Origin of the sequence: Bifidobacterium scaligerum, from assembly GCF_002802865.1 — a bacterium.
Taxonomy (GTDB): domain Bacteria; phylum Actinomycetota; class Actinomycetes; order Actinomycetales; family Bifidobacteriaceae; genus Bifidobacterium; species Bifidobacterium scaligerum.
On the sequence record NZ_PGLQ01000003.1, the window covers coordinates 190,485 to 205,735 of the forward strand.

Below are 15,251 nucleotides of genomic sequence, written 5' to 3' on the forward strand. Positions count from 1 at the left end.
AGCCCGAAGCACAAGACGGTAGCGTAGAACCGCGTTTATGACAACGTTAACAATCATTCCAGCCGCACACCTGCACAGGAAGTTCAGACTGCGTTTACCGTTCATTTACGGTATCGGTAAATCTAATCGTTTAACGAAACGACGGTCTCTCCAAGCCTCTTTTGGTAACTTGGAGAGATCGTTTGTGCTTACGTTGTCACTCCGTAGCCGGCATTGTTCCGCCATTGGTGGACACGACCTGCCCGACGTTCATGCCCTCGCCGTACTCCCTGACGGAGTTGACCACGGAACGCAGGTTGAGCGGGGTGACGGTCACGTAAGCCTGCGTGGTGGCGAGGCTTTCATGGCCGAGAAGTTCCTGCACGGCGCGAATGTCGCCGCCGGAGCTGATGTACGCGGCGGTCGCGAACCGGTGGCGCAGCGTGTGCGGAGAACAACCGGTCGCGTGCTGTATCCTGCGGTACACGGTATCGCCGCACACCGGCCCCTTGCCGCTGACGTGCGGAAACAGCCAGCCCTTGGGCGAGGCGAGGATCGCGTCGGCCAGCTCGTCGGTCAGCGGCACGATCCTGTCCTTCGCGCCCTTGCCGTGCACGATCAGACTGCGGCCGGACAGATCCTCGGTCACGTCCTCGCGGCGCACGATCGCGATCTCCGCGCGGCGCAGACCGGCCTCGGCGGCGAGCATGACCATGAGCCGGGTCTGCCGGTCGGCGTCATGCAGCCCCTGACCGACGGCCGTCTCCGGCGCCGGCACCTTGTGACGGGTCTCGCGCTTGATGGCCGGCAGGTCCTCGGCCGGATTGTCGGCGCGCAGGCCGGCCTTCTTGGCCCAGCCGAAGAAGTTGCGCACCGCGTTCATCGTCGAGCGGCGGGCCGCGTTCGACGGCGGGCGCACGATGTACGACTTGAGATCCGCCTGGACGATCTGCCACGGCGGCTTGTTCGTCAGCCTGGCCAGATCGGTGATCTTGTACCAGTAGTATCCGATGCTCCGCTCGCTCAGATTGCGGAAGCGCATGTCCGCGACCCACTGGTCGAGCCACGGTATCCAACTGTCCGGCGGTTGCCGGCGATCCTTGAACTCCATGATCGCGTTCTCCCTTTTGCGACCCCGGCAAACCGCGCCGGACGCGGGGAACGGCGCCATGCCGGACCGCCCGCAGAAGGCGCCGCCGGCGACCCCTCGTCCAATCCGCTTAAATAAAAGCTTAAAAGGACGGGCGTGTCGCCTACGGCCGTATGGGCTTTCAAGGGACCGGTCAGTCCCGCTGAAACCCCAACGGTTCCAAGTGCTGTACACTGGTCTCACAACATAAGAAAGCCCCTATCGAATGACCGGAATCCGATTCGTTTAATTCGTGGGTTGTGGGTTCGAATCCCACGGGGGGCACGGAAGATAAGCCTCGAAACCAATGTTTTCAATGGTTTCGAGGCTTTTTCACATCAGCGTCAATCGGATAAATAGGACGAAACCCAGCAGATACCCAGCATATTCATTGCTAAAGCCTGCTTGCTGCACTCTCAGGATGCTGCACCGGAATAGGCCGCATCGATAAGCGCAGCCGCCTCGCTGCTTTTCCGATTGCGCTGGATATAGACGCGCTCTGTTATCTCGGCTTTCGAATGCCCCAGATAGTCGGCTATGTCCATGCTGGACATGCCGGCATCGGCAAGCATAGTTGCCACCGTCTTGCGGAACGAATGGCTTGTGATATACGAAAAACCCAGCCCTTTGCGCACTTTGCGCAAGTGCCTATCCAGTAGGTTCACGTCCATAATGGCACCGTCAGGCGTGGGGAACACCAGACCCTGAGGGGTCGCTATCACCGTGGAACGCCTGCGTTTGAGCATGTCCATGATGAACAATGGCGCGGAGATGGTACGCCGGGACTTTTCCGTTTTGGGGTGATCCTGTAGGAACATGCCCTTGCCGGGCTGTCGCTTCGATATTCGTTCCACGCTTATCTTCCCGTTTTGGAAATCGACCATATCCCAGCACAAGCCCAGCGCTTCGCCGGCGCGGAACCCGACGCCCAGCAGGAACCTCAGCAAGTCCACTTCATCCCGTTCCCGAAGGAACGTGCAGCCCTCCACCGCATCGAGGAACGACGGCACGTCTTCAAGCGGTATGGCGTCGGAGCCGACCTTGCCTTTTTTGCGTATGCCTTCCAGCTCGCGCACCGGGTTGCGGGGTATGGCACCGTTCCTTACGGCCATGCCAAACATGCCCGACAGGACGGTGCGCACACTTTTCGCGGCACCCGCCCCATGCTTCTTCTGCACCCGCCTCACATACGCTTGCAGGCGTTCCGGCGAATCCGCCTCACCTATGGTCAGGTTCTTGAACTCGGGTTTGATATGCTTCTCCACTACGCTCTCATAGACGGTGAGCGTACCCACGGATCGCAGTTCACGCTTCTCGGCAAGATACCTGTCAGCCAAGTTCGTCATGCGCATATCGGAAGACAAGGTGCCTAGCTGCTTCGAACCTAGTTCCGTGGCTGCCTGCTCGCACGCGATACTCGCCTTGATTTTCGACGTCCGAGTGCGTTCTATCTGCTTGAATGACCCATCCTGCAATCTCACCCGACAATAGACAGTCCATTTGCCGGGGGACTTTTCCACAGGTTCGGACAGCTTGCCGTGTGAGCCAATAGGAATACGAGGCCTAGCCATCATCTCACCCGCTTAGCAGGAGCCAAAAGCCCCATTTTTCTTGCACGAGTAATCCATCCTTGAACAGTAGATTTGGCAGTCGGATGATTAATCCCCACCATTAAATCAACGACATTTTCACTTGATTTCAAGTCGTAAAGTGCATCAAACTGTAGTCCAACCAAAGAATAAAACCAAGGTCTTCGGGAATAACGAGAAGGCAACGGTGCTAGAACATTAAACCCACGTATATTATCTGGCGATAAATAAGGACGCACACCATCAAGCCGGTATTTATCTGGGACAGATGCATCACACAACAGAGAAGACCTATTTAAACTTATTCTTGTATCATTAAATGAATATGCTGCACAAATAGAACTCAGCGGCAAATCACGCAAATCAGTCCCACTAATCGATGAAAAACGGTTTTCCGACCAGAACAAAATCACATCCGGAGAACCAGCAGGTACAGCTACTCCACCATGTGAATCACGAGAAACATTGCTACTCAACCGAATTATCACATAGACACCGGTTGATTTATTTCTCATTCTATGCCATGTGGAAATACGAGCCCCACCAGTCCAATTATCAAAAAGTTTTTCGTCAATAAAGCGCAATTCATTTAGCTCATGCGGAACGCCGCCATCTGACCACGGAGCATCCTCCCAAGGTTCCGGCAACTGCACTAATGATTTCGTCATAACCGCATCTTAACCCACGACACGCCACATAAGTCATGTTTTTGCCAACATATGAAGTTCGGCGTATGGTGCGATATATCAGATGTTGGCAAACATTTGAGATATATCATCGAGAAATGAGGCAATCATGGCAAACACTCCCCGCCCGCTACTCAAGGTTTCTGACCTCGCGCAGCGTTACGGAAAGTCGGAGAGTTCCATCTACAGGCTCCGGTGCTATCACCCCGAGCAGCTGCCCCCAGCTGTGAAAATTGGGAACACGGTCCGGTGGCGTCCCGAGGACGTCGAGAAATGGGAAGCCGCTCAGACCGACAAGGTGGTGGCGGCATGACCTACATGGATACGGAAAAGGCCGCAGGTGTTGCAGCACCCACGGCCCCGGAAATGATTCAAGCCCCTTGCAATGAGCCGAATCGTGAGGCCAGTCTACCGCGTTTCACGCGCGACACGTTGACCGAGGTCCTAGCCATGCCCCATACGGCTGCTGAGTCGGTGGCCGCCTCGGTGCTCAACGTGTCGGTTGCCCAGCTCAGGGAATGGCGGAAGGCCGGAGTCGGTCCCGAGTATGAGACCACGGTCAGCGGCCTGACCATCTACACGCGCCGCGCGTTGCTTCGTTACGTCTACCGACACATGGAAGAGGGTCGGTCATGACCAACCCCGAGAAGATTTTCTACCGGCTCGCGGCCTTGCTGCTGACCATTTCCATGCTCGCAGGGTGCGGTGGCGCATGGCTGTTGTCGATCACATGCGCCGCCGCCTCATACGGCATCGTCAGGCTCGGGGAGTGCGTCTCATGTCCAGCGTCGAAGCCCTCGGACGTTATTACTCGTATCTTCGCCAACTCAATCAAACTCAGGCGCTGCTGCTTGCGGGCTATCAGCCGCGCGGCGAACACACAGGCGACGGCGTCCCGCGCGACTTGTCCGGCCGTCCGTTCGAGCCGTTGTCTTCATGGAGGGGAGTGAGCTTATGGGACATCTGACCATCGCGGCGTCACCGCAGACACGGCGCATGACGGACGAAACGTTGTCGAACGTGGAGACCGTGGTGAAGGCCACCTACGACTCGCCTATAGACAAGGCCCTGAAGCATGACCCGGAATGGCGTCGGCGCTACGAACAGGCGGGAAGGCGCAAGCGTCCTTCTATGTCTCCCGTCCAGAGCATGACGCCTTCTCGGGATGTTCAGACTTTTCAGACTTCACGTCAGACTTTAGACGCGGGAGCCGTTGGAAACACTCAGACTTCACAGACTTTTCAGACTTTAGGCGTTTCCGAGGGAAAAACCGGGAACACTCAGGTATCCACGCACACCGAGGCCAACCGCTCGCCTTGGTTGGTGAAGGCCGCGGACGTACAGAAGAAGGCTCCACGGTTCCTTGACAATCCCATGCTGCCGGTCGGTGTGCTTACCCTGATCGCGGGGCGCGCCGGGGTCAGCAAAAGCACGCTCAGCCTCTACCGTGCGGCGTTGGCCACCAAGGGCCAGCTTGAGGGCGATTGGAAGGGCGAGCCGGTCAACGTGGCCGTGAGCGGTATCGAGGATAACGACTCGATGCAGCGCATGAGGCTGGAAGCCGAAGACGCGGACCTTGATCGCGTGTTCTTCCTGAGCATGAGCGACAAGGGCGCGGACACGGGCGTGAGGCTGCCGGACGATATCGACACGATCAAGGGCGTGTTCGTCCAGAACGATATCCGATTGTGGATCATCGACCCCATCACCAGCGCCATGAGTGGCGATACGAACAAGCGCGACGACGTGCGCGCCGCGCTCGACCCGTTGGCGAAGATGGCTCAGGAGCTGGATATCAGCATTCTCGGTATCCTGCATTTCAACAAGGGCGGCGGGTATGCCAGCGACAAGATCAGCGGCTCCCATGCGTTCCGCGACGCGGTTCGCTCGCTGCTGCTCGTGGCGCGCGATGACAATAACGGTGATTGCATCGTGACCATCGACAAGTCCAGCTACACGCAGGCCCAAGGCACTTCGTACTCGTATGGGCTTATCTCCCATGACGTGACCGACGACGACGGCCACGTGTTCGGAGTGCCGAAGATCACCGGTTTCATGCCCACCGAACGCAACGTGAATGAGGTCATCAACTCTAATGTGAGTGTCACCGGCCAAGATCAGGAGCGAGCGAGCGGTAACGAGGTCATCGATTGGCTTGTCGAATACCTGTCACGGAACGGACCTACCCGTTTCGCGGATATCGAGAAGGCGGCGGAGGCCGAAGGCTACGAGAAAAAGCAGCTCAGCAACGCCCGCCAACGCTCCAAGGCCCCGTGGGTGGTCAGCGTGCCAGACCCCGATTGGAAAGGGAAGGGCGTGAGGCGCGTGTGGTCGGTATCGGAGATCGACCCCTCAAGTGAGAAGTTCTCACCCCCTATTGCTTCAGGTGAGAAGTAATCAGAGAAGTAATCTAAGCCCTACTCCCATAAGGGTTTTGAATACTTCTCACATTACTTCTCACTTTCACACCCCCGCGCGCGAAGCGCGAGTGGAAGACACCTTGTCAAGTTGTCTTCTACTCACTACACTCCCGTCGGCTTGTAGACACCATGTAGACACTCAAAGCCCAATGATTCCAACGTGTAGACACTGTAGACACTTTTTCGGCAAGACATCCAAGGAAGGACACATGACCATGGAAACGAAAACCGGGGACACTCAGAGGATCAACGTCACGGTACACAGGTTCGACGGGTGGGCGGACCACGAGGGCGGCACGGCGCGCACCATGTGCGGCCGCGAGGTCGAGATAGGCGCATCCCAACGGGCCATCGACCGGAGCGAGGTGGCCAGCGAGGTTAGCTGCCCATTATGCGAACTCGCGGAACTGTGCAGGGACGTGGAACTACCCGAATACGAACAACCCTCATTGTTCGATTAACCAGAAAGGAAACACGAATGGATACCCGGCTTTATGCGAACACGGACGGCACGATCAGCGAAGAGAAGGACATGGGCGAAGTGCGTATGCCGGACGGCCGCACCGCCGCCCTGACCTTGGAGACCGTGCATGGCAGCCGCCAACAGATCGCCCAAGCGCTGAGGAGCATGGGCCGTGAAGACGTTGCCAAGCAATACGGCATCGAGAAATAACAGGAAAACGGCGGCGCTCAAGTCTTCCACAACACAGCGCCGCCACCCAGACAGCACTCACGGAGTGCGGAAAGGAAGGCAATCAACATGACTGCCGCAACCATTGAACCACCGGACCACGCCGAGAGGCCCGACCCGACCGCCATCGACCCGGCGGCCGCCACGTCGTTCCCGCTGTGGGCGTCCGACGCGGACGTTTGGACATGCAACGGGAACGACGATTGGGCGCGCGCCGTGAGCGTGACCGGGGGTGTGAGCGTGCTCGACCCGCCCGGAGGCCCCGCGCTCGGGGTCATGCTCACGGAGAACGTCTACCGGTTCACGGACGGCCGCGATCCCGAGGCTTACGCCTATCTCGAAATCGTGAACGACCCCGGACACGAGGGAATCCCCGTATCGGCCGGATACCGGACCGCCGCCGCCATCGTCCTGATGTCCTACGCCTACGAGCACGGTCAGCCGGAACCGTCCACGGATCAGGTGACGGAACTCGAAACCAAGATCATGCAGCTTCTGGGGGACGCCCATGATGCTCGCTGACGACCCGGAAGCCGCCGCATCATTGGCCGAGGCGAAGGCCCACGCGCAGGCCGAAACGCTGCGAGCCGAGATCAGGAACCTGACCGGCCAGCTCAACCGGACGCGCCGCAGGCTCAAGGCGGAACGCGGCCGCACCAGACGACTCGAACGCAAGCTCAACACCGTCAACCAGCGAAACAGACCACGGAGGAGTGAAACCATGATTACGGAAATCTTCAAGGATATCGCGCTGAGCGTCCGCACGCTCGACGCGCACGCCACGGGCCCCCCTCATCGGACAGGCCCGCCATCTCGAAACCATCGCCAAGCAGTCGCGGCGCATCGCGGACGAACTGCACGAACTCAACCGCACCATGAAGGAGTCCAAGCAATGAACGAACAGGGCAATGAGACCGATATGAGTCAAGGCCGCATCACCGAAAGCAAGGACACCGCCCAGACCGGCGAAGCCGGCACGCGGGGGGACAGGAACCCGACCGACCCGGAACTCGCGTTGAAATCGGCGCGAAGCGAGGCCGCGAAGCTCAGGACGCGCGCGCAGGAGGCCGAAAGCCAACGCGACCAGCTCGCGCAGCAGCTCGCAGCCATGCAAGGCCGTCTCGACGCGGCAAGGCGTCTCAGCCTTCGCCACGAGAGCGTTTTCGACCGTGTGCAGAAGAGCGCCATTGACGACGTGATCGACATGCTCGATGTAGAAAGCATGTATGACGACCAAGGCAATCTCGACCACGACAAGCTCGATGCCGATGTGCGCGGCCTTCTCAAGACCAAACCATATCTCGGCGCGGGACTGCCGGACTCGGTAAAGGAAATCCTGAGCCAGTCCGCCCCGCATCCCATCGGCCGCACCGGAGGCGACAGGCTGCAAAACGCACTGATCCGGCACTGACCGCAGTCACCGAGAAGTGTTATCATTATCAATTAGGAGAGCCGCTTGAGGCGGACTCCGCGAGCCGCCCGGCGCGGACGCACCAACACTAACCACAGCCTTAGTGTGCGTCCGCGCCTTTCTCATATCCGCGCAAGGACGCACGGAAAGAGGAAACACATGACCACAACCACACTCGCAGCCGCCAACGCCTTCCGCCCCGACAGCATCGTGCCAGTGCAGGAGGCAGTGCCCGAAGCCCTCGCGCTCGACACGCGCGTATGCACGCTCGCGGGCACCATCGAAGGCGACGCGCCGGCCATCCGCCTCCCCATCATCGGCAAGGATCCCGAAGCCACCGTCACCGGCGAGGGCCAGACCATCCCCGAAAGCGCACCCGCACTCTCCGAAGTGGTGGTGCGCACCGTCAAAGTCGGCATGGTATGCGAGGTGAGCCGCGAGGCCTACACCAACGCGCAAACATCCGGCAGCATCACCGACGCCTCGCGCCGCGCCGTCACCCGCAAGCTCGACAGCCTGCTCATCGACAAGAAGACCGAGACCACCAGCGGCCCCGGCATCGCGCACACGCACGGCCTGACCGAAATCACCGGAGCATACGGCACCGACCCGATACTCGACGGCATCGCCGGCGTGGCCGACCACAACGCCAGCCCGACCGCCATCATCATGAACTTCTCCACCTGGGCAAAACTCCTCAAGGTCAAGGGAACGGACGGACGCGGCCTCATCGCACCGGAGGTAGCCAACACACCCGCATCGGGACTGTTCGGTATCCCGGTAGTCGTCAACAGCGCGGCACCCGCAGACACCGCAATCATCGTGGATTCCTCCACGATCCTCGTGGCCATGAGCGACATACGCGCCGACGTGGGAGACGGAGACGCCTTCCGCCGCGACAGCCTCATCATCCGCGTCACCGGACGCATCGGCATGGGATACACCGACCCCGCCAAAATCGCCAAGATCACCTTCACCACCAAGTAGGCCGACACCCTCCCCCCCGGGGGAGGGTACCCCGGCAAAACGCGGGGGCCGCGGCGACTCTAGTTCTGACGCTGGATCGTTCCGCAGCCTTTTTGGAAAAAACGTCCGCGTGTAAGTAAGACCGGTTTCCCGTTGGTTTCACACCGGCCGTGGCGCAGGACGCCGCGAAGGGCTTTCACCCTCCTTCCCCTTCGCGGCGGCACCCGCCAACCATCACAGCCAACGCCACGGCTGCAATACCATCACCACTACTGACGGAACACCACCCAACTATTGTGATTGCCACAACAACAAGGATAGGCACAATACGCCACCGACAAGCATGAAGGCCGCCGACTCACGAACCAGCCCGAAACCCAAACAAAAAGAAAACGGACAAACGACGGCCTAAACCAAGATTAGCCCGAACCCAGCAATTACCCAGCACATTTAATGGCAAACGCAACTACTCGAAGTCGCCTAATGCATTGGAATTATTCAGGTTTGATATACATCGATACCCAGCAATAACCAGTGATATAGGACGTTTTAAACGTCGTGGGTTGTGGGTTCGAATCCCACGGGGGGCACAAGTAAACCCTTGGAATCTCAACGATTCCAAGGGTTTTTGCATGTCAGTCGACCGCCACATCAAGCACCGCGAGACAACATAAGCGCCGATACCCGCCACCGCACGTCTACCGTTTCACCAATCATCCGGCCCGCCTCTCAATGTGACACATCTCGCATCATCCAGCGGTCTCGGACGGCCCATATCGTATATCGCCTCTAGCGAATCATGGGCCCTACAGACTAGGCTGGGCACCATGAGTGAATCCAACGCATGGAGCAATCCACTACGCGACTCGCGCGATCTGCGATTGCCTCGCATCGCCGGCCCGTGCAGCCTCGTCATCTTTGGCGTCACGGGTGATCTGGCGCAGAAAAAGCTACTTCCGGCCGTTTACGACCTCGCCAACCGCGGCCTGTTGCCGCCGAGCTTCGGCCTGACCGGCTTCGCCCGCCGCGACTGGACGCAGGAGCATTTCATCGACTTCGTGAAAACCGCCGTCAAAGCCCGCTGCCGTACGCCGTTCAAGGAATCGACATGGGAAAACCTCGCCAAAGGCATCCGCTTCGTGCAGGGCACCTTTGACGATCCCGAAGCCTTCGAGCGGCTGAGCGCCACCGTGCAGGAGCTTGATCGCGACCGCGGCACGCGCGGCAACCACGCCTTCTACATGTCGGTACCGCCGCGCGCCTTCCCGGTCGTTTCCAAGCAGTTGGCGGCCTCCGGCCTGTCTCGTTCGAGCGAAGGCGCATGGCGTCGCGTGATCATCGAAAAGCCGTTCGGTCACGATCTGGCCAGCGCCAAGGAGCTCGACAGCGTGGTTTCCGAGGTGTTCGACCCGAATTCGGTGTTCCGCATCGACCATTACCTCGGCAAGGAAACCGTGCAGAATCTGCTGGCCCTGCGATTCGCGAACGCGATGTACGAGCCGATCTGGAATGCCAACTACGTGGACCACGTGCAGATCACCATGGCCGAGGACATCGGCATCGGCGGCCGCGCCGGATACTACGACGGTATCGGTGCCGCACGCGATGTCATCCAGAACCACTTGTTGCAGCTGATGGCACTCACGGCCATGGAAGAGCCGGTAAGCTTCACTGCCAAGGATCTGACGGCCGAAAAAACCAAGGTGCTCTCCGCCGTCCGCTTGCCGAAAGACCTCGCCGCCAATACCGCGCGAGGCCAGTATGCCAAAGGCTGGCAAGGCTCGCATGAGGTCGTCGGCTATCTGGAGGAAAAGGGCATCGACCCCAAGTCCACCACTGAAACGTACGCCGCAATTCGCCTTGACATCGACACCCGCCGTTGGGCCGGTGTGCCATTCTACCTGCGCTGCGGCAAACGTCTGGGCAAGCGCGTAACCGAAATCGCCGTGGTCTTCAAGCGCGCCCCTCACCTGCCGTTCGAACAGACCGCCGTACGTGAGCTCGGCAAGAACGCCATCGTGATTCGCGTGCAGCCGGACGAGGGCGTAACCATGCGATTCGGTGCCAAAGTGCCGGGCGGCTCGACGATGGAGGTCCGTGATGTCAACATGGACTTCAGTTACGGCCGTTCATTCACCGAGAACTCGCCGGAAGCATATGAGCGACTGATTCTGGACGTACTGTTGGGCGATCCGCCGCTGTTCCCGACCACTGAGGAAGTGAACCTCAGCTGGGAGATTCTCGACCCGATCGAAGAGTTCTGGTCCACACTCGGCCAGCCACAGCCTTACCGCGCCGGCACTTGGGGACCGGCCGAAGCCGATGAGATGCTGGCGCGTGAAGGACGCCACTGGAGGATGCCATGATCATCGATATGCCCAATACGCGCACCCGTGAGATCGCGCACAAAATCGAGCAGCTGCACGAGGAGCGCGGCGAATCAGCCACCGGACGAGTGCTGACGCTGCTCATCGCCACGGATGACGACAATCTTGAGCATGCGCTGGAAGTCGCCAATTCGGCAAGCCGCGAGCATCCGTGCCGCGTAATCGCCATCGTGCCGAATCGTGAGTACCGTCCGGCGGACGGCGCAAACGGCACCGCCGGCAACGAGCCGAACGCGGCCGAAGTCGCCGCCGAAGTCGCCGCGAATCGCGACAACCCGGCAGTCGATCTGACCGATGGTCCCACCGATCCGAACGATTCCAATCTGGACGCACAGGTCCGATTCGGCGCGGATGCCGGTGCCGGCGAGATCATCATCCTGCGCCCGCGCGGTGGACTCATCAACCATCCTGATACGCTTGTCATCCCGCTGCTGGTACCGGATGCACCAGTTGTGGCTTGGTGGCCGACGACTCCGCCGTCGAACCCGGCCAAGGATCTGATGGGTGCGATGGCCCGTAGCCGCATCACCGACGCCCTGCATTCCACGAATCCCGAGGCTACGATCGAGCGACTGCGCCGCAACTGGACTCCGGAAGACATCGATCTTTCTTGGACGCGACTGACCGTCTGGCGTGCCATGCTCGCCGCGATGCTCGACCAGCCGCCGCACCTGCCAATCACTGCGGTCAAGGTAACTGGCAAGGCGGAATTCCTGCCGATGGAGATGCTGTGCGCGTGGCTGCGACTGAAGCTTAACGTGCCGGTTGAAACCGAATTCGAGCCGGACGCCGAAGCGGTGACCGGCGTGTACCTGACACGCGCGGACGGTGTGGTATCGCTGGAACGCCCGTACGAGGATCAGGCTCTGATTTCGATGCCGGGACAGGCACCGCAGACGATTTCCGTACCGATGCGCACCATCGAAGACTGCTTGACCGAGGAGTTGCGCCGCATCGACCCGGATGAGATCTACGCCGAAGTCATCAATGAGGGCTGGGATCTGATCCGTCACTAAGCCATTTTCAGCAAATGCAACTGGATTGCCGCACTATTCGTCGATTGCTCTTATAACGGCGAATAGTGCGGCACATTTGCATCCACAGTCACAACACCACACAACAAAAATGGCTTATTGCCAACGTTTTGATTGATGCAGCAGACCGCACGACAGTGCAGAATCGGCATAATCGCTGATTTGGGCTCGCACAAAATCGAAAACCATTGATTTCATTACCGTTGTGCGTAGGACATCTCCGCCGACACCAGCAATCGGATGAAATCGACGCCACAAACCAAGGATATTGCTATGGCAAATCGCACACTGATTGTTTACCCTGATAAAGATTTGATGATTCGTGCCGGCGCGCAGCGTCTGGTTTTGGCGCTGCTCGACGCGCTGAACGAGCGTCAAGCAGATGGCAACCGTCGCGATCGCGTCGACGTGGCGCTTTCCGGCGGTTCGGCCGCACAGCCGCTGGGTTTGGTGCTTGCCGACCCGCTGAGTGCCTCCATTGATTGGAGTCGCGTGCACTTCTGGTTCAGCGACGAACGGTTTGTGCCGGCTTATGACACCGATCGCAATGCCTTGGAAGCACGCCGCCTGCTGCTCGACCAGCTGGTGGCAGACGGCAGGATGCCGGAATCGAACATCCATGAGATGCCCGCCGATACCCGCTCCGCCGAGGAAATCGCCACAGTGATGGCGAATACGGAAAGCACGGATGCCGACGTACGAGCTGCCGCCGACGCTGACAATGCCGCGCTGCTGGACGCCGCCGCCCACCGCTATGCCGATGAGCTGACCCGCGAGATGAGTGCGGAGCCGGTATTTGACTTGATGATTCTGGGCATGGGACCAGATGGCCACTACGCCTCGCTGTTCCCGGCCTCCTCAGGCCATCACGAAGTGTCTGTGACCGACCGCCTGACTGTGGGCGTGAGCCACTCCCCCAAGATGCCGCCGTTGCGCATTTCGCTGACCGCGCCGCTGATCGCCCGATCCTGCCATACGTGGTTCTTCGCGGCCGGGGCAGGTAAGGCCGATTCGCTGGCACACGTGTTCGCCACATCGACCGACGGCAGCGGTTTGACCGGCGATCCGGAGTATCCGTCCTCCTACGCCGGCGGCACTGAAGAATTCGTCTGGTTCACCACCGAGGAGACAATAGTTAAGCTGTAGTGCTCGCACTCGTTGCCGTGTTGTTTGGGGAAGGGCTACTTTGCCTTTGTATGTGCGCGTGAAAAACCAGACCCGCGCGCACATACGAATGTTTTTGGGGCCCAAATCCTTTGTATGTGCGCGCGGGTATCTAGAAATGCGCGGACATACAAAGGATTTCGGATGCACTGAAGAAGGTTTAGGCGAGCCCACCGGGCTGACCCGGCTCGCCTTCGGCCCCTGCAATTACGGACTCGCTCTACGAGCGAGACTCAGTGTTGGCTCGGCGGCATAGCCGCCTCGCACTGAAGAAGGCCGGAGAGCCCACCGGGCTCTCCTAAGCCTGAGATTGAGGAGTTTTACTCCTCAATCTCAGGCTTGCCTTCTTCAGCCCACAACGTGTGGAACACGCCGGGCTTGTCTACGCGGCCGTAGGTGTGGGCGCCGAAGAGGTCGCGCTGGGACTGGGTCAGGGCGGTGGGCAGACGCTTGGAGCGCAGACCGTCGTAGTAGGCCAGAGAGCTGGAGAACACCGGGGTCGGAATGCCAGCTTCCACGGCGCGAACGATCACACGACGCCATGCATCCTGGGACTCGCCGATGATCTTCTCGAAATACGGGTCGAACAGCAGGGATGCTGGCGGGTTATCGCCCTTGAAGGCCTCGGTGATGCGGTCGAGCAGGAACTGGGCACGAATAATGCAACCGCCGCGCCAAATGCGGGCTACCTCGGACAGGTTGATATCCCAACCATATTCCTTGGCTCCATCCTGAATCTCGTTCAGGCCCTGAGCGTAGGCAACCACCTTGGAAGCGAACAGCGCCTTGCGCACGTCCTCGACGAACGCTGCGCGATCCTCACCGGCCAGATCGATGGTCTTGTTCGGACCAGCCAGACCTTCCTGCTGAGCGGCTTCACGCAGCTCACCATGAGAAGACAGTGCGCGAGCGAACACAGCTTCACCAATGGAGGCCACCGGGGAGCCGAACTCCAGACCAGTCTGCACGGTCCAAGTGCCGGTACCCTTCATACCGGCGTGATCGACGACCACGTCCACGAACGGCTTGCCGGTCTCGGCGTCCTTGTGGTGCAGAATCTCGGCGGTGATCTCAATCAGGTAGGAGTCAAGGTCGCCCTTGTTCCACTCCTCGAACACGTCGCCGATCTCCTCGGCGTCCATGCCCAGGCCGCGGCGCAGAATGTCGTACGCCTCACCAATCACCTGCATATCAGCATACTCGATGCCGTTGTGCACCATCTTGACGAAGTGGCCGGCACCATCGGTGCCAATGTGGGTCACGCACGGCTCGCCGTTCACCTTGGCGGCGATGGATTCGAGAATCGGACCGAGGGTCTTCCAAGATTCCGCAGTGCCGCCGGGCATCAGAGACGGACCATTCAGCGCGCCTTCCTCGCCACCGGACACACCGCAGCCCACGAAGTGGAAGCCCTTGGCACGCACTTCCTTCTCACGCTTGATGGTGTCCTTGAAGAAGGAGTTGCCACCGTCCACAATAATGTCGCCCGGCTCGAACACCTCTTCGAGCTGCTCGATCACAGCGTCGGTCGGAGCACCGGCCTTGACCATAATGATGGCGGTGCGCGGGCGCTTCAGGGAAGCCGCGAACTCTTCCAGCGTCTGGGCCGGCACGAAGTTGCCCTCAGTGCCGTGCTCGGCAATCAGCTTCTCGGTGCGGGAGTAGTGACGGTTGAACAGGGCCACCGTGTTGCCGTGGTGCGCCAGGTTGCGCGCCAGGTTGGAGCCCATCGCCGCCAGTCCGATTACGCCGATATTTGCAGTAGCTTCGGCCATTTGCCTTGCCTTTCTGTGAA

General features: G+C 59.7%; 17 protein-coding genes. 12 read left to right on the forward strand and 5 right to left on the reverse strand.

Translation table 11 applies throughout. From position 1 onward, the window contains the following. Nucleotides 1–196: 196 nt before the first annotated feature. From CUU80_RS11110 to CUU80_RS10670, 3 genes are all read right to left on the reverse strand, one after another. Complete coding sequence (locus CUU80_RS11110) at nucleotides 197–1,090, reverse strand: tyrosine-type recombinase/integrase (RefSeq protein ID WP_165775870.1); 894 nt, start codon at nucleotides 1,088–1,090, stop codon at nucleotides 197–199. A 434-nt stretch (nucleotides 1,091–1,524) separates the two neighbouring features. Next, complete coding sequence (locus CUU80_RS06650; protein ID WP_207760095.1) at nucleotides 1,525–2,454, reverse strand: tyrosine-type recombinase/integrase; 930 nt, start codon at nucleotides 2,452–2,454, stop codon at nucleotides 1,525–1,527. Nucleotides 2,455–2,678: 224 nt separating this feature from the next. Further along, nucleotides 2,679–3,365, reverse strand: a complete 687-nt coding sequence (locus tag CUU80_RS10670; RefSeq protein ID WP_133119401.1) for a hypothetical protein — start codon at nucleotides 3,363–3,365, stop codon at nucleotides 2,679–2,681. A 127-nt stretch (nucleotides 3,366–3,492) separates the two neighbouring features. On the opposite strand from CUU80_RS10670, the gene CUU80_RS06655 reads away from it, so the two are divergent. The 7 genes from CUU80_RS06655 (at nucleotide 3,493) to CUU80_RS06685 (ending at nucleotide 7,016) form a co-directional block, all read left to right on the forward strand. Further along, a complete protein-coding gene (locus CUU80_RS06655) occupies nucleotides 3,493–3,696 on the forward strand; it encodes a helix-turn-helix transcriptional regulator (protein WP_100496532.1) in 204 nt (67 codons plus the stop codon). Then, entirely contained in the window at nucleotides 3,693–4,019 is a 327-nt protein-coding gene (locus CUU80_RS06660; RefSeq protein WP_100496533.1) for a hypothetical protein, read from the forward strand. The genes CUU80_RS06655 and CUU80_RS06660 overlap by 4 nt, the downstream gene beginning before the upstream one ends. A 76-nt stretch (nucleotides 4,020–4,095) precedes the next feature. Further along, a complete protein-coding gene (locus tag CUU80_RS06665; RefSeq protein WP_133119402.1) occupies nucleotides 4,096–4,350 on the forward strand; it encodes a hypothetical protein in 255 nt (84 codons plus the stop codon). Then, entirely contained in the window at nucleotides 4,338–5,780 is a 1,443-nt protein-coding gene (locus tag CUU80_RS06670) for an AAA family ATPase (protein ID WP_243388679.1), read from the forward strand. The genes CUU80_RS06665 and CUU80_RS06670 overlap by 13 nt, the downstream gene beginning before the upstream one ends. A 232-nt stretch (nucleotides 5,781–6,012) precedes the next feature. Then, nucleotides 6,013–6,264: a hypothetical protein gene (locus CUU80_RS06675; protein WP_100496535.1), complete on the forward strand. Its 252-nt coding sequence runs from the start codon at nucleotides 6,013–6,015 to the stop codon at nucleotides 6,262–6,264. Nucleotides 6,265–6,281: 17 nt separating this feature from the next. Next, nucleotides 6,282–6,476 (forward strand): hypothetical protein, encoded by a 195-nt coding sequence (locus CUU80_RS06680; protein WP_100496536.1) that lies wholly within the window; start codon nucleotides 6,282–6,284, stop codon nucleotides 6,474–6,476. Between the two features lie 87 nt (nucleotides 6,477–6,563). After that, nucleotides 6,564–7,016, forward strand: a complete 453-nt coding sequence (locus CUU80_RS06685; RefSeq protein ID WP_100496537.1) for a hypothetical protein — start codon at nucleotides 6,564–6,566, stop codon at nucleotides 7,014–7,016. 19 nt (nucleotides 7,017–7,035) lie between these two features. On the opposite strand, the gene CUU80_RS06690 is transcribed toward CUU80_RS06685, so the two are convergent. After that, complete coding sequence (locus CUU80_RS06690) at nucleotides 7,036–7,290, reverse strand: hypothetical protein (protein ID WP_100496538.1); 255 nt, start codon at nucleotides 7,288–7,290, stop codon at nucleotides 7,036–7,038. Nucleotides 7,291–7,386: 96 nt separating this feature from the next. On the opposite strand from CUU80_RS06690, the gene CUU80_RS06695 reads away from it, so the two are divergent. The 5 genes from CUU80_RS06695 (at nucleotide 7,387) to CUU80_RS06715 (ending at nucleotide 13,438) form a co-directional block, all read left to right on the forward strand. Continuing rightward, on the forward strand, nucleotides 7,387–7,905 hold the full coding sequence (locus tag CUU80_RS06695) for a hypothetical protein (protein WP_100496539.1): 519 nt from the start codon (nucleotides 7,387–7,389) through the stop codon (nucleotides 7,903–7,905). Between the two features lie 159 nt (nucleotides 7,906–8,064). Then, nucleotides 8,065–8,892 (forward strand): phage major capsid protein, encoded by an 828-nt coding sequence (locus tag CUU80_RS06700; protein WP_100496540.1) that lies wholly within the window; start codon nucleotides 8,065–8,067, stop codon nucleotides 8,890–8,892. Nucleotides 8,893–9,698: 806 nt separating this feature from the next. Next, entirely contained in the window at nucleotides 9,699–11,237 is a 1,539-nt protein-coding gene (gene zwf, locus CUU80_RS06705; RefSeq protein ID WP_100496541.1) for a glucose-6-phosphate dehydrogenase, read from the forward strand. After that, a complete protein-coding gene (locus tag CUU80_RS06710) occupies nucleotides 11,234–12,274 on the forward strand; it encodes a glucose-6-phosphate dehydrogenase assembly protein OpcA (RefSeq protein ID WP_100496542.1) in 1,041 nt (346 codons plus the stop codon). The genes zwf and CUU80_RS06710 overlap by 4 nt, the downstream gene beginning before the upstream one ends. A 291-nt stretch (nucleotides 12,275–12,565) precedes the next feature. Continuing rightward, a complete protein-coding gene (locus tag CUU80_RS06715) occupies nucleotides 12,566–13,438 on the forward strand; it encodes a 6-phosphogluconolactonase (RefSeq protein WP_100496543.1) in 873 nt (290 codons plus the stop codon). Between the two features lie 338 nt (nucleotides 13,439–13,776). Here CUU80_RS06715 and gnd read toward each other — a convergent pair whose 3' ends face one another. Beyond that, nucleotides 13,777–15,231 (reverse strand): NADP-dependent phosphogluconate dehydrogenase, encoded by a 1,455-nt coding sequence (gene gnd / locus CUU80_RS06720; protein ID WP_100496544.1) that lies wholly within the window; start codon nucleotides 15,229–15,231, stop codon nucleotides 13,777–13,779. Between the last annotated feature and the right edge of the window lie 20 nt (nucleotides 15,232–15,251).

Bases quoted from the DNA above. Each gene is read 5' to 3' on its own strand.
- CUU80_RS06675 (WP_100496535.1), top strand. From the start codon at position 6,013: ATGACCATGGAAACGAAAACCGGGGACACTCAGAGGATCAACGTCACG.
- CUU80_RS06715 (WP_100496543.1), top strand. From the start codon at position 12,566: ATGGCAAATCGCACACTGATTGTTTACCCTGATAAAGATTTGATGATT.
- CUU80_RS06655 (WP_100496532.1), top strand. From the start codon at position 3,493: ATGGCAAACACTCCCCGCCCGCTACTCAAGGTTTCTGACCTCGCGCAG.
- CUU80_RS06660 (WP_100496533.1), top strand. From the start codon at position 3,693: ATGACCTACATGGATACGGAAAAGGCCGCAGGTGTTGCAGCACCCACG.
- CUU80_RS06690 (WP_100496538.1), bottom strand. From the start codon at position 7,290: ATGAGGGGGGCCCGTGGCGTGCGCGTCGAGCGTGCGGACGCTCAGCGC.
- zwf (WP_100496541.1), top strand. From the start codon at position 9,699: ATGAGTGAATCCAACGCATGGAGCAATCCACTACGCGACTCGCGCGAT.
- CUU80_RS10670 (WP_133119401.1), bottom strand. From the start codon at position 3,365: ATGACGAAATCATTAGTGCAGTTGCCGGAACCTTGGGAGGATGCTCCG.
- CUU80_RS06680 (WP_100496536.1), top strand. From the start codon at position 6,282: ATGGATACCCGGCTTTATGCGAACACGGACGGCACGATCAGCGAAGAG.
- gnd (WP_100496544.1), bottom strand. From the start codon at position 15,231: ATGGCCGAAGCTACTGCAAATATCGGCGTAATCGGACTGGCGGCGATG.
- CUU80_RS11110 (WP_165775870.1), bottom strand. From the start codon at position 1,090: ATGGAGTTCAAGGATCGCCGGCAACCGCCGGACAGTTGGATACCGTGG.
- CUU80_RS06650 (WP_207760095.1), bottom strand. From the start codon at position 2,454: ATGACGAACTTGGCTGACAGGTATCTTGCCGAGAAGCGTGAACTGCGA.
- CUU80_RS06700 (WP_100496540.1), top strand. From the start codon at position 8,065: ATGACCACAACCACACTCGCAGCCGCCAACGCCTTCCGCCCCGACAGC.
- CUU80_RS06710 (WP_100496542.1), top strand. From the start codon at position 11,234: ATGATCATCGATATGCCCAATACGCGCACCCGTGAGATCGCGCACAAA.
- CUU80_RS06695 (WP_100496539.1), top strand. From the start codon at position 7,387: ATGAACGAACAGGGCAATGAGACCGATATGAGTCAAGGCCGCATCACC.
- CUU80_RS06670 (WP_243388679.1), top strand. From the start codon at position 4,338: ATGGGACATCTGACCATCGCGGCGTCACCGCAGACACGGCGCATGACG.
- CUU80_RS06685 (WP_100496537.1), top strand. From the start codon at position 6,564: ATGACTGCCGCAACCATTGAACCACCGGACCACGCCGAGAGGCCCGAC.
- CUU80_RS06665 (WP_133119402.1), top strand. From the start codon at position 4,096: ATGGCTGTTGTCGATCACATGCGCCGCCGCCTCATACGGCATCGTCAG.